Origin of the sequence: Anabaena sp. UHCC 0253, assembly GCF_009712085.1 — a bacterium.
Lineage (GTDB): Bacteria > Cyanobacteriota > Cyanobacteriia > Cyanobacteriales > Nostocaceae > Dolichospermum.
In genome coordinates, this window is sequence record NZ_VILD01000001.1 from 343,181 (window position 1) to 355,310 (window position 12,130).

The window sequence follows — 12,130 nt, forward strand, 5'->3', positions numbered from 1 at the left end:
CAAATTTAACCCATTTACCGCACAATCACGGTTCTTAGTATTGAAATTTATCAGTTAAGCTATAAAAGTACATATTGATTCAATAAGCTCTACAAAGATATGATGTATCAATTTCCATCTCTCATTCAAGCTGGTATTGAAGCTGGTAAATATATCCCCGTCTTTAGTAATGGTGTACCCCTAAGCATTGCTAGAGATGCTGTTACAGGTCAGTTTGTGTCTCATGCTATTGGTGTTATCAATCCATTATCACCACTTGTATCCGCTCCTAATTTTCTCATGACTGGGTTGCAGATGTATCAAAATCAGCAAAATTTTACAGCAGTCATGGGTAGCTTACAAACTATCCAAAACAGCTTAGGAGTATTACAAGCAACAACCGCCCTGATCGGTGTAGGAACAGTTGCAGGTGTAGCATTAACAGCAGTGAATTTACACCAAACCCTGAAATTGAGGAAAGAAGTTGAGCAAATGCGGTTAGAGGTCAAAAATGGCTTTATTGACTTGAAACAAGCCTTAAAAGACCAAGGAGCAGAAATTAGACAACTAATTGAACAGGTAGCCCAAGATATCAAATTTGAACAACATCGCACCGTTTTAATTAGAGCCTATGGTTTATTTGTGCAAGCTATAAACCGTTTACGTTCTGCCATGCAATTACAAGATATTAGCCGCAGAAATGCAGAAATTGACGCTGTTAAAGGAATGCTATTTGAGGCTTTAGCAGATTATACTAATCCGTATTTATTAGAAGATACTTGTGCGCCTGGACAACTACGCCGGTTAGAATGTTCTTGGGCTATTGAACAAGCAATTATTATCACTTATCAAGTGCAAAATGAAATTTCTGCTGTGAGCGATCGCCTGAACCAATTACAAACTAAAATATGTGAAGATGCCCATACTGTAATTAATCAATGTGAATCCCACGATGAACTTGATTTTCTCTTTCCTGAACTTACCCGTATTCATAATCATGATTTAGTAATCATCGAATCATGGCAAAATCATGTAAATTGGGTAAAATCCCTTCCTCCAGCAGAATTAAAACTTTTAAATAGTGCTGATTTTAATAATTCAGAAACTACCCAAACTATAACTAATTCAGAAATACCACCAGAACAAATCAGCTACGAAAACATAGCCGAAAAATCTCATTTTTATTCATTACGTGATCAATTATTATTTATGTTTGCGCCAGAATTACGCCGGGAATATGAAAATTATGTCAGTCAACAAGCTGCAATTTCTGGATATAGAACATTAGTTACATCTAATTTACAACAAGCATCAGATTTAACTGTTGCTAATCTTTTTCACTATTTTAATATTAGAGATGAATCACAGGAAGAAGTAGAAGAACAATCAAAGGTTGAAAACTTAGCACCTCAACCAATGATTACTGCTAATAATAGTAATACCACTGAAAAAATATTTAGAAAGTTGAAAATAATTATTGCCGAACAATTAGATGTTAATGACAACAAAATTAACTTGAATACAAACTTTATTCAAGATTTAGGGGCGGATTCTCTTGATGCTGTTGAATTAGTTATGGCTATAGAAGAAGAGTTTGATATTGAAATACCTGATCAAGTTGCTGAAAGAATTACGACAGTTAAACAGGCTCTAAATTATATCATTGAAAAAGCTACTTTTTAATGATTTTTCACACTAACTAAGGTAGAATGTAACAGAGGAAAGCAATGATGAAAACCCAAAATGAAATTATCAAACAAGGTTATAATGCCTTAATTAACTCTCTAGAGTTTTTGTAGATTGGGTTAAGCAAAGCGCAACCCAACAAAAGTTAGTAAATGTTGGGTTTCCTAGCGTCAAACCAACCTACCTAATTTAATGTTTTTAGCTTAACCGACAAGTATTGGATCAATAATCAACTTTTGAAAATGTTGAAAAAAGTGATCAGTCAAACTAATCACTTTCCATTTATTCTAATTACTCTGAAGAATTTTGATCAACAGATTTTTCCGCAACCTTCCTCACTGCTTCAATATCAACAGCTAAATTTGCGGCTATTTGTTCCACAGTCAAACCTAACTGTAATAACAGCGGTACTGTTTCCAACTTACCTTCTAACTTACCTTCTAACTTACCTTCTAACTTACCTTCTAACTTACCTTCTAATTTACCTTCTACTTTTGCTTCCTCCGCAACTTCTCGAAAATATCGTGTTTGCTTTAATTCATCTAGAGTAAACATTGCTTCAATCTCCTGACGAGCTAAATTACTTAATTTATAAACTAAGATCGTCTCTAACAATTCTAGAACTTTTTGCCTTTTACTAGCATCAGTTAATTGTTGTCGAGATTTTTGGATTAACTGTTTGGTATGATCGATCGCAGTTTCCTGTTTTTCCACAACTAGCTGTACCATTCCTAGTCCTATTGAATTATCGGTTGTAACCTCTAACTCATCCAAATAAATAAATGTGACTTGCTGACTCATTAGCAAACCCCGATACTGCATTGGTACACCAGGATCTAAACTACGTTTAGCGAAAATCGCTACTGCGTGAAAATCATTCTTGGGTTGATATTGATTGAGATAAACAAAGATTTCGGTAAAAAACCGCCAATAAAAATCCGCTTTCGGCTGAAATTGAACTTCTACAAAGTAAATTGGCTGTTCAGGTATCTCCGAATCAGGTACAAATAAACCATCAAAGCGAAATGCTAGTTCTTTGATTTCTACAGAAGTAAATTGATATCCTTCTGCTTCTGTGGCTGGTTTGCCAAGTAGCTCAAAAAGGATACTAGGTAATGTCTGAAATAGTTGATAAAATATAGTATCAGTTTTCACAAGATTGATCTTCTTTTACATTGATTAAAAGATATTCATATTAGTATTTTCTATATTATTGATGAACCATTAAATGTAAAAATACGTATAACCCAATTCCTCTCTAGTTTTAAAATTAGCAGGGTTTTGTCAAGTAGTTGACAATACGTATGAATATAATATTATACACATTATTTATCTCTCCTAGATTAAAAACCCAACTTTGAGTTCAGTTGCGATTCTGGAGTGACGTAAATCACATTTATGTATGACTTAGATCCTCTCATAAATATCGCCATGTTGGCATAATTAAAAGCAACTGAACTCTAGCCGAGTCATTAATAGGGAACACACTAATTGCCGACAGCTTACCATAAGTTTGTCGGTTTTTTGTCATCAGTGATTTACTGACTTATGCTAAGTATAACACTAACTTATCAATTAACTTTTGGTTAATAAGAGTGTTCCAAACAATAAATGATCCAAAACCAGAGATTGCTTCATTCCGCTCCGCTCCATATGGCTAACGCCACGCTCCGCGAACGCAATGACAATTGGGCATTTTTTTACTTGGAATACTCTAAATTCTTAACCAAGATCAAAATATCCCCACAACTGGTTAATAACCTGACAAATATTTTGCCATAGTCACTACCAACTGTGGGGAAGTGATTGCTAACCAGTGCTAAGATGTTGAACTAGACTTAGCACAGGCGTTTGCTTAGGACATTGCTTGAATGATGTAATCAAAGTAAGGTGCGGCTTCCATAGCATCTTCTGAATTTAATAAATCCAAGGATGCTTGTTTGAGAGACACAATAGCTTCTACCATTCCTGGAACAGGAACACCTAGAGAGTTGTACATTTCCCGCACACCAATCAAACCAATTTTTTCAATGGGTTCTTTGTCACCTGCAAGTACACCGTAGGTAATTAGGCGTAAATACCAGCCAAAGTCCCGAATACACAAAGCCCGCTGTTTTTCACCGTAAGCATTACCACCAGGGGCGATAAAGTCAGGGCGTTTTTGCCAAAGTTTTTTGGTGGCTTCTTGAACAATCTTTTTCTCGTTTTCGGAGAGGGTAGCAGCGATTCTAGTGCGCTGTACTCCTGTTTCTAAAAAGGCTTTGATGTTTTTGAGTTCGCCACTGCTAGGGTAACGCAGTTCGTCGTCAGCTTGGAGAATAACTTGGCTAATTACAGTCATGATTATCTAAATGACCTGAAATATTTATTATTTGCTAGTTTAGCGACTTAGAGGTACAGAAGTGAAGTGTGTGGGAAGATAGATATAAATGAATTCACAATTCAACATGAGGGAACTTCCGCTTCCCTGTTCCCATTCCCTAAAAATTGACCAATGACTAATACAATGTGGCGACAAGGTGAAGTCATAGAACTGGAGATTACTGATTTAAGTGACACTGGTGATGGTGTAGGACGCTTTGATCAGCGGGTGGTGTTTGTTCCTGATACGGTGGTGGGCGATCGCGCTCTTGTCAGACTCATCCACGTTAAGCCAAAATATGCTCATGGTAAACTCACTGATTTAGTGGAAATTTCGGATGATCGAATTAGACCCCATTGCATTGTCGCTGATAAATGTGGTGGTTGTCAGTGGCAACATATTAATTATGATTACCAATTAAAAGCCAAACAAAATCAAGTGATTCAAGCTTTAGAACGTATTGGTGGTTTTACTAATCCACCGATAGATTCCATATTAGTAGCTGATTCATCTTTTGGTTATCGCAACAAAGCTACTTATCCTGTTGGTGTATCGGCAACAGGTCAAGTCCAAGCAGGTTATTACCATAAAGGTAGCCATAAATTAATTAACTTGAACCAATGCCCCGTTCAAGATCCTCGCTTAAATCCTTTGTTAGCGGAGGTGAAATTAGATATTCAAAAGCAGGGGTGGCCAATTTATGACGAAAATCTCCACAAAGGATTAATTCGCCATTTGGGTTTACGCATTGGTCGCTATACAGGGGAAATGCTGTTGACTTTGGTAGTCAATGATTGGAATTTACCAGGAGTTGAAACTCAAGCACAGCAATGGTTACAGCGATATCCTCAGTTAGTGGGTGTGTCTCTTAACCGCAATAGCGATCGCACAAATGCTATATTTGGATCAGAAACCCGTTGTCTAGCTGGAGTTCCTTACCTGCGAGAAAAATTTGCCGGACTCGACTTTCAAATCCGCCCAGATACCTTTTTCCAAGTGTACACAGAAACAGCCGAGGCACTTTTAGAGGTGATTCAAGCAGAACTGAATTTACAAGGCCATGAAATCCTAGTTGATGCCTATTGTGGTATAGGGACGTTAACGTTGCCCCTGGCTAAACAAGTACGACACATTACAGGTTTAGAATTGCAATCTACAGCAGTAGAACAGGCGATTATCAATGCCCAAGAAAATGGAATTAACAACGTGACATTTCAGGTAGGCGCAGTAGAAAAAATCCTTCAGAATTTGGAAATTATACCAGATGTTGTATTACTTGATCCGCCTCGAAAAGGATGTGAAGATAATGTTATCAAAACATTAAGGAAACTGAAACCATCCCGAATAGTTTACGTCAGTTGTAAAGTATCTACCCTCGCCCGTGACCTCAAATTACTTTGTGAAGATGGATTATACCAACTCACAAGGGTGCAGCCTGCTGACTTCTTTCCTCAAACCGCTCATGTCGAAGCAGCCGCTTTTCTAGCCTTATCAGCCAATGATTAGAGCAGTTAATTCTTTACAAAAATCAAAATTAGAAATTTGTAGTCTAGTCCATACCCATAATGCTAGAATGAAATTACGATAAAAATAGAAATTCATTTTCTTTTAAAGAAATCAGAGTTGCATAGATTCTTAAAAAGGTCAATACAATTGTGTTAATTACAAATCAGCAGTTAAAAAGAGTAACTTTCTACTCCTGTCCGAAAATAGCAATTTTTCATAAAATCGCTAAATCAACAGGTTAACTTTTGCAAATTGTAACTAATCAATATAATTTACCTTTAGAGTTGCTATGTCCTAGCATTTTTATAAATTTAGTTTTACAGACGCAAGTTTGCAGGCAGTACGACTACCTAAATTTTGATCAGGATATCTGTTAAAGCAAACAAATGTCTAGCTAACTAAAAGCTACGGGGTTTCTCTTGTGATTACCATTTCTCTTCGTCCAGTTGGACGTTATTGGGGGACAATTAGTTTTGCCTCCACCCTTTATCTGTGTCCAATATTAGATTTACTCTTGAAAGATATTCCGGCAAAATTACAATCAGAACTACGATTAGGACTTCAAGAAGCCCTAGTAAATGCCGCTAAACATGGCAATAATCTTGATCCTGGCAAATTAGTAGTAGTCCGTTTTTCATTAATAGATAATCAGTATTGGTGGATTATCTCAGATCAGGGTAGCGGTTTCACTCCTTCCCACAGTAGCGATAGTGATCCCGATGACTATTTACCACCAGACGAAGCCGAAAGTGGACGGGGTATGTCCTTACTCCATCAAATTTTTGATCAAGTAGAATGGAATCGCAAAGGCACAGAACTCAGGCTTTGTAAGCAATTAGAAAGCCGTCGTTTATTATCTTTGCGAAGGTGATAGGCAAGAAGGTGACAGTTTACAGGTGACAGGTGACAGGGAAGAAAGAAAGTAATAGGAGAAAACTCTTTTTCCCTATTCCTTCTGCACTCCATCACGATTATGTCCGTGAGTGGGGCAGGGAGGGGCAGAGATTGACTTATCTAGCCAGCCCACAGCCTGTTCTAACCTTGCCTGTGCCTCTTGAGGTTCATTTTTGACCAAAAATACCATTGCGGCGGCGGCTTGTTCACTAGCGCGAGAATTGCGGTTAGATTTGAGACGATGCCAATCATCAGGAGAGATTTTTAGCCTTTCCATGAGGGCTTGGGCTAATTCTAGAGTGCTAACTTCATTTAGATTAAGTTGAGTAGTTGGAGACATAAGACTAACTGCTGAGTTAATAGACAAAAGTTATTATTTAATTATCATAGCCAATGACCAATGACTAATGACTAATTTAGAGGAAAACCCCCAACCAGATTTTGAACAAGAACTAGAGGAAGTAGAAACTTCACTGCGATTCTTGAAAGATAGATATGCCCAAGTGCAACAAGATCAACAACAAAAGGCACAATGGCAACAAGAATTAAATAATTTAAAGCAAAATAGAAAGCAGACTCCAGAAATTAGAGCAGAGTTAACCCGCCTTCAAAAACAGTTAGAAACTTTAGAAATAAACCTAGAAAGCCAGTTATTTTCTTGGAGTAGCCTGAAAAGACCTTTTTGGCAAGCTATCCGTTTTGGTGGTTTGGGCGTTATTATAGGTTGGTTATTAAAATCTTGGGTTGGGTGATTTTTAGATATCTGACTTCTTAAAGAAGTCGGGGATCTTTGGGGATCTTGATCATGAAAAAAATACAAATTGCCTAAAATGATTAAACACCGAATTGCAGAAATATTAAGAAGTGGTAAACCCGAAGAAAGTTTGGTAGTTCAAGGTTGGGTAAGAACCAAACGGGAATTAAAAGGATTTGCATTTTTAGAAGTTAATGATGGTTCATCTTTAGGTAATCTGCAAATTGTTATTAATCAAGATTTACCAGACTATCAAGGAATATTAAAACAAATCAATACAGGTGCTTCTGTAGAAGTAGCAGGAGTGTTAGTAGCTTCTCAAGGGAAAGGACAAAGAATAGAATTAAAAGCTGATACAGTGAAAGTATACGGAGATGCTGATCCTGATACCTATCCTCTGCAAAAGAAACGTCATTCCTTTGAGTTTCTGCGAACCATTGCCCATTTGCGCGGCAGAACTAACTCCTTTGGTGCAGTATTTCGAGTGAGAAATGCTTGCGCGACGGCTATTCACCAATTTTTTCACGAACGGGGCTTTTTATGGGTGCATACTCCCATTATTACCGCAAGTGATTGTGAAGGGGCTGGGGAATTATTTAGTGTGACTAATTTCAATTTAAAGGATGTTCCCAGAACCGAAAATCAAGAAATTGATTATAGTCAAGACTTCTTTAATAAACCTGCATATTTAACAGTTAGTGGCCAATTAGAAGCCGAAATTATGGCAATGGCTTTTACCAATGTCTATACTTTTGGTCCTACATTCCGCGCAGAAAATTCTAATACTTCGCGTCACTTAGCCGAATTTTGGATGGTTGAACCAGAAATGGCATTTTGTGATTTAGAAGGTGATATGGATTTGGCTGAGGAGTTTCTTAAACACATTTTTAAATATGTGATGGAAACCTGTCCCGAAGACATGGAATTTTTCAATGCACGCATTGATAATACTGTTTTAGAAACAGCCAATAATATTATTAACAATCAATTTGCAAGATTGACTTATACAGAAGCAGTCAAACTTTTAGAAAAAGCTGATGTTAAATTTGATTATCCTGTAAGTTGGGGTGCAGATTTACAATCAGAACATGAACGCTATTTAGCCGAAAACCTGTTTAAAAAGCCTGTCATTGTTACAGATTATCCCGCCCAAATCAAAGCTTTTTATATGCGGTTGAGTGACGATGAAAAAACCGTCCGCGCTATGGATATTCTCGCCCCAAAAATAGGGGAAATTATTGGTGGTTCACAACGGGAAGAAAGACTTGATGTTTTAGAAAAACGGGTATTATCACAAGGTATGAACCCGGAAGATTTGTGGTGGTATTTAGATTTGCGTCGTTATGGTACTGTTCCCCATGCTGGTTTCGGTTTGGGGTTTGAAAGATTGGTGCAATTTATGACGGGTATGGGAAATATTCGGGATGTAATTCCGTTCCCACGTACACCAGAAAATGCGGAGTTTTAATGACTTTAGAGACGTTGTAAATAACGTCTCTTTCCAAAATATTATCTTGCTAATTGCTAACTTTTTGATTTAACCAAGTTACCAAATCAGCAACTTCCGAAAAGTCAAATAATGCTACTCTACCTTTAGAAGGTACTAAGGCTTGGGATACGAATTAGCCTCACGCAAAGGCGCAAAGACGCAAAGAATTAAGAGTTAAAGATATCTAATTTTTAAATTTCATACTCTGATTCAGCAACGCCGCACTTTTTCCATACTGCATGATTCATAACAATGCACGAATAGGCGAAATCATTAACGTCTGTAAAGCAACATCCTTAACAAGAGACGGCTTATGGATGATTTTCAATCCTGTTGATCAACAGGGTGCGATTATTCCTCATGCTCCAATTAAGCCCTATAAGAAGCCAGAAAACTATCACAATCCTGTAAATCCTCTAATCCTGTACTTCGACTATGGCTACGCCACGCAGGCGATCATCGCTCAGTAACCAGAAATCCTGATATGGCTTGCACCACGCTACGCTATCAGACAACAGTCAGTGTGGGTATTTCACTTACTTATTCCAAAATCGAAAATTGAAAGTTGAAGACTCTCGACGGAAACGTTTGGTAGGTTTTCTTTTGCGTCTTTTAGCACTTCTATCGCTAGGTATCTCTTCTTCTAAGATTTCCTCTGGTAATTGTGTTTGTAACGTTTCCTGACACCGCCACCAAGCAATTATCCAGCCACCACCCACACCAGCAATACCACCAAACAAAATACTTATGGGTGCTGAATAGCCCAAGAAAAGACAACCCAGCATAAACACCAACCAATATTTTAGTCCAGCGTCAATACCATCATTAGAGGCTACTGTAGTAGATTCGGGATTGTTTTCATTTGCGGCTGTAAATAACCCCAAGGAAACACCACCCATAACACCTACAAAGAGACTGACAGGGAATGAAGCCCCAGCACTTCTGGCAATAATGAATAGAAATAACCCAAATAGCAATTGAGACAAAAAGTTAGGTGAAGAAGAGAAAATATCGCCTAGAAGATTATTTTTTGGTGCCATAACATTAGGAATTAAAAAATCAAATTACACAAATTAAATATGCGTCTCCTAGAATCCTTGTAGAGACATTCCATGGAACGTCTCTACTTCTTACCAGATATCTAATTAAATTAATCCTGGTAATTGAGTCTCTAGAGGTTGAGTTGTATCTACAACTGTTATATAAGGTTGTTCTTGATCTGTAAATGGTTCAGATTGCTTGATTTGGGATGCTAATAAATCAGCAGTAGCATCAGCAATATCACCAGTCCGGTTCAGCAGTCGTTCTTTGACAACTTCTAGGGGTGCAGTGCAATTGATAATATGTACAGGTAATTGATGCTGTGTAGCTTGAGATATTGCATCTTTCCGTAAATCCTGGCGATCATATTTAGCATCTAAAATCACAGACCAACCTTGATTAGCCAGTATAATTCCCAAATCCAATAAACGGCTATAGGTTTTTTGCGTCATTTCCGGTGTGTAGATTTCATCCCCACCTCTTTCTAAGAGGGGAATTCCTGCTAAATGCTTACGTACAGCATCAGAACGTAGATGAATGGCGTTGAGTTTCCGCGCTAAATATTTAGCTGTGGTACTTTTCCCCGTACCAGACAACCCTGACATCAAAATCAGTTTTCCCTGTTGAGGTTTAGTATATTCCCAAGCTTGATGATAATATGCCGATGCTGTTTTTGCTGCCTCTTCTTTTACCGCCGCCGGGATATTAGGATCATCTAATAAAAAGGAATTTACCTTAGCCCGTACATAAGCTTGACGACTTAAATATAAAGGTAATACTTGCAAACCTTCCCAATCTCCAGTTTGTTCCACATAGGCATTTAAGAAGGCATTTCCTAAATCTTTACGTCCTCTGGCTTCAATATCCATGACTGTAAAAGCTACATCATACATGACATCAACGAAACGAAATGGCTCATTGAATTCTATGCAGTCAAATAGCATAATTTTGTCATGCCATAGAGCAATATTTCGCAGATGTAAATCGCCGTGACATTCACAAATATAGTTATTGTCAATTCTACTTTTAAATAATTCTGGATGTTGGATAAAGAAGTTATCTGTATATTGTTTTGTTTCCTCAAACTGTTCTTTTGTCTGGGGTCCACCAATATAGTTTTGAGCTTGCTGATAATTCTCATCAATTGCTAAACGTACTTGTGAGACTTCCCCAAAGCTGCGAATGTAATCATTAGTCTGGGCGTTTGCATGGTATTGGGCTACAACTTTTCCCAATTCTTCTAAGTAACTTTCCTGTAAATTTCCACTAGCAAAGAGTTCACTAAACAGGGATTCTTGAGGAAATTGACGCATTTTTACGGCATATTCTACAGCTTGGCCTGTTCCACCTAAATGGTATTGTTCATCTACTAAAGTTAAAGGGACAACTTCTAAATATAATTCACCTGCACCTCTTTGATTTAACCGCAATTCTTCCTGACAAAAATGTTGTCGTTTTTCTAAGGTGGAAAAGTCTAAAAAACCAAAGTTGACTGGTTTTTTGAGCTTGTAAGCATAATCACCTGTCAGGAGAACATAAGAAACATGAGTTTGAATCAGTTGAATTGGTTCTGTTACGGAATGAGGATAAAATCCTGGTTGTAACATTTGTTCAATAAAGGCGGGAAAATTTGTTTCTGTCATTGGTTGGTTGTTAGTTGTTCGTTGTCAGTTATTCGTTGTCAATTGTCAATTGTCAATTGTCAATTATCAATTGTCATTGGTAAGAGAGATGTTGATACTCTTACTCTTACCTGTTGCCTCTTGTCAATAAAAAAACCAGGGTTTAACCTGGTTCTTTTAGTTATTATCGCCTGAATTTTAGTCTTTATTACCAGCAAAAAAACTGATGTGGTAGGGTGTACCTTTGGCTGGGTGAATCTGAACTTCACGAAGCACGGTTTTACCAGTCCATTGTAATTCAGGAATGCTGAGTTCTACTTCTGTTTTATTAGGAGCAGCTTGTTTGAGTAGACGTTCAACGACTTTAGCATCAACTGCTAGAGAAATTGATTCAATCCCGTTGTGGCCATACAAATTAGCGGGAATTAATCCAGAACGACGTAAAGCTTTGGGTTTAACGCCTTCTGGACGTTTTTGAGATTCGACTGCGATCGCCATATAATTTGTTTAGTTGTGAGTTGTTGGTTGTTAGTTGTCAATTGTCAATTGTCAATTGTCAATTATTAAACTGGTGTACCATCTGGTTGTAACAGAGCGCGTTTTGGACCATGAATTGGGTCTTCAACAATGATAGTTTGATCACGACTTGCTCCCAAGGAAACGATCGCGATCGGCACTTCCATTAATTCTGCTAGGAATTTCAGATAGTTTAGGGCTTGCTTTGGCAAGTCTTCTAAGGTACGGCACTCAGTGGTTGATACTTGCCATCCTGGTACAGTTTTATAGATGGGGACGAC

General features: G+C 37.7%; 13 protein-coding genes and 1 pseudogene. 7 read left to right on the forward strand and 7 right to left on the reverse strand.

What is annotated here, in order from left to right; all coding sequences use genetic code 11:
- Nucleotides 1–99: 99 nt before the first annotated feature.
- Together FJR38_RS01510 and acpP are read left to right on the forward strand one after the other, a co-directional pair.
- Nucleotides 100–1,359, forward strand: a pseudogene (locus tag FJR38_RS01510) (hypothetical protein); the annotation flags it as partial.
- Nucleotides 1,360–1,395: 36 nt separating this feature from the next.
- Nucleotides 1,396–1,662 (forward strand): acyl carrier protein, encoded by a 267-nt coding sequence (gene acpP, locus FJR38_RS01515; protein ID WP_168493514.1) that lies wholly within the window; start codon nt 1,396–1,398, stop codon nt 1,660–1,662.
- 294 nt (nt 1,663–1,956) lie between these two features.
- Here acpP and FJR38_RS01520 read toward each other — a convergent pair whose 3' ends face one another.
- Both FJR38_RS01520 and apcD read right to left on the reverse strand, forming a co-directional pair.
- On the reverse strand, nt 1,957–2,820 hold the full coding sequence (locus FJR38_RS01520; protein ID WP_168534997.1) for an Rpn family recombination-promoting nuclease/putative transposase: 864 nt from the start codon (nt 2,818–2,820) through the stop codon (nt 1,957–1,959).
- A gap of 700 nt (nt 2,821–3,520) precedes the next feature.
- Nucleotides 3,521–4,006 (reverse strand): allophycocyanin subunit alpha-B, encoded by a 486-nt coding sequence (apcD, locus tag FJR38_RS01525; RefSeq protein WP_168534998.1) that lies wholly within the window; start codon nt 4,004–4,006, stop codon nt 3,521–3,523.
- Between the two features lie 153 nt (nt 4,007–4,159).
- Here apcD and rlmD point away from each other — a divergent pair, with 153 nt between their 5' ends.
- Nucleotides 4,160–5,533 carry a 23S rRNA (uracil(1939)-C(5))-methyltransferase RlmD gene (gene rlmD / locus FJR38_RS01530; RefSeq protein WP_168534999.1) on the forward strand — a complete coding sequence of 458 codons (1,374 nt, stop codon included), beginning with the start codon at nt 4,160–4,162 and terminating at the stop codon, nt 5,531–5,533.
- A 421-nt stretch (nt 5,534–5,954) separates the two neighbouring features.
- Nucleotides 5,955–6,404, forward strand: a complete 450-nt coding sequence (locus FJR38_RS01535) for an anti-sigma regulatory factor (RefSeq protein WP_168493279.1) — start codon at nt 5,955–5,957, stop codon at nt 6,402–6,404.
- A gap of 75 nt (nt 6,405–6,479) precedes the next feature.
- On the opposite strand, the gene FJR38_RS01540 is transcribed toward FJR38_RS01535, so the two are convergent.
- The gene (locus FJR38_RS01540) at nt 6,480–6,767 is read right to left on the reverse strand and encodes a DUF6439 family protein (protein ID WP_168535000.1); all 288 of its coding nucleotides are present in this window, start codon (nt 6,765–6,767) and stop codon (nt 6,480–6,482) included.
- 67 nt (nt 6,768–6,834) lie between these two features.
- On the opposite strand from FJR38_RS01540, the gene FJR38_RS01545 reads away from it, so the two are divergent.
- From FJR38_RS01545 to FJR38_RS01555, 3 genes are all read left to right on the forward strand, one after another.
- Nucleotides 6,835–7,179 (forward strand): hypothetical protein, encoded by a 345-nt coding sequence (locus FJR38_RS01545; RefSeq protein ID WP_168493277.1) that lies wholly within the window; start codon nt 6,835–6,837, stop codon nt 7,177–7,179.
- 78 nt (nt 7,180–7,257) lie between these two features.
- Nucleotides 7,258–8,649, forward strand: coding sequence for an asparagine--tRNA ligase (asnS, locus tag FJR38_RS01550; protein WP_168535002.1), 1,392 nt, complete (start codon nt 7,258–7,260; stop codon nt 8,647–8,649).
- A gap of 260 nt (nt 8,650–8,909) precedes the next feature.
- The gene (locus FJR38_RS01555; protein WP_168535004.1) at nt 8,910–9,140 is read left to right on the forward strand and encodes a hypothetical protein; all 231 of its coding nucleotides are present in this window, start codon (nt 8,910–8,912) and stop codon (nt 9,138–9,140) included.
- Nucleotides 9,141–9,206: 66 nt separating this feature from the next.
- Here the strand turns inward: FJR38_RS01555 and FJR38_RS01560 are convergent, their stop codons facing one another.
- The 4 genes from FJR38_RS01560 to FJR38_RS01575 all read right to left on the reverse strand — a co-directional run.
- On the reverse strand, nt 9,207–9,710 hold the full coding sequence (locus FJR38_RS01560) for a hypothetical protein (RefSeq protein ID WP_168493271.1): 504 nt from the start codon (nt 9,708–9,710) through the stop codon (nt 9,207–9,209).
- Between the two features lie 105 nt (nt 9,711–9,815).
- Nucleotides 9,816–11,354 carry an AAA family ATPase gene (locus FJR38_RS01565; RefSeq protein ID WP_168535006.1) on the reverse strand — a complete coding sequence of 513 codons (1,539 nt, stop codon included), beginning with the start codon at nt 11,352–11,354 and terminating at the stop codon, nt 9,816–9,818.
- Between the two features lie 177 nt (nt 11,355–11,531).
- Entirely contained in the window at nt 11,532–11,831 is a 300-nt protein-coding gene (rplY, locus tag FJR38_RS01570) for a 50S ribosomal protein L25 (protein WP_168493267.1), read from the reverse strand.
- A 65-nt stretch (nt 11,832–11,896) separates the two neighbouring features.
- The coding region (locus tag FJR38_RS01575) for an adenylosuccinate synthetase (protein ID WP_174763848.1) at nt 11,897–12,130 on the reverse strand (234 nt) is incomplete at its 5' end.

Bases quoted from the DNA above. Each gene is read 5' to 3' on its own strand.
- asnS (WP_168535002.1), top strand. From the start codon at position 7,258: ATGATTAAACACCGAATTGCAGAAATATTAAGAAGTGGTAAACCCGAA.
- acpP (WP_168493514.1), top strand. From the start codon at position 1,396: ATGATTACTGCTAATAATAGTAATACCACTGAAAAAATATTTAGAAAG.
- FJR38_RS01540 (WP_168535000.1), bottom strand. From the start codon at position 6,767: ATGTCTCCAACTACTCAACTTAATCTAAATGAAGTTAGCACTCTAGAA.
- apcD (WP_168534998.1), bottom strand. From the start codon at position 4,006: ATGACTGTAATTAGCCAAGTTATTCTCCAAGCTGACGACGAACTGCGT.
- FJR38_RS01555 (WP_168535004.1), top strand. From the start codon at position 8,910: ATGATTCATAACAATGCACGAATAGGCGAAATCATTAACGTCTGTAAA.
- rlmD (WP_168534999.1), top strand. From the start codon at position 4,160: ATGACTAATACAATGTGGCGACAAGGTGAAGTCATAGAACTGGAGATT.
- FJR38_RS01545 (WP_168493277.1), top strand. From the start codon at position 6,835: ATGACTAATTTAGAGGAAAACCCCCAACCAGATTTTGAACAAGAACTA.
- FJR38_RS01560 (WP_168493271.1), bottom strand. From the start codon at position 9,710: ATGGCACCAAAAAATAATCTTCTAGGCGATATTTTCTCTTCTTCACCT.
- FJR38_RS01565 (WP_168535006.1), bottom strand. From the start codon at position 11,354: ATGACAGAAACAAATTTTCCCGCCTTTATTGAACAAATGTTACAACCA.
- rplY (WP_168493267.1), bottom strand. From the start codon at position 11,831: ATGGCGATCGCAGTCGAATCTCAAAAACGTCCAGAAGGCGTTAAACCC.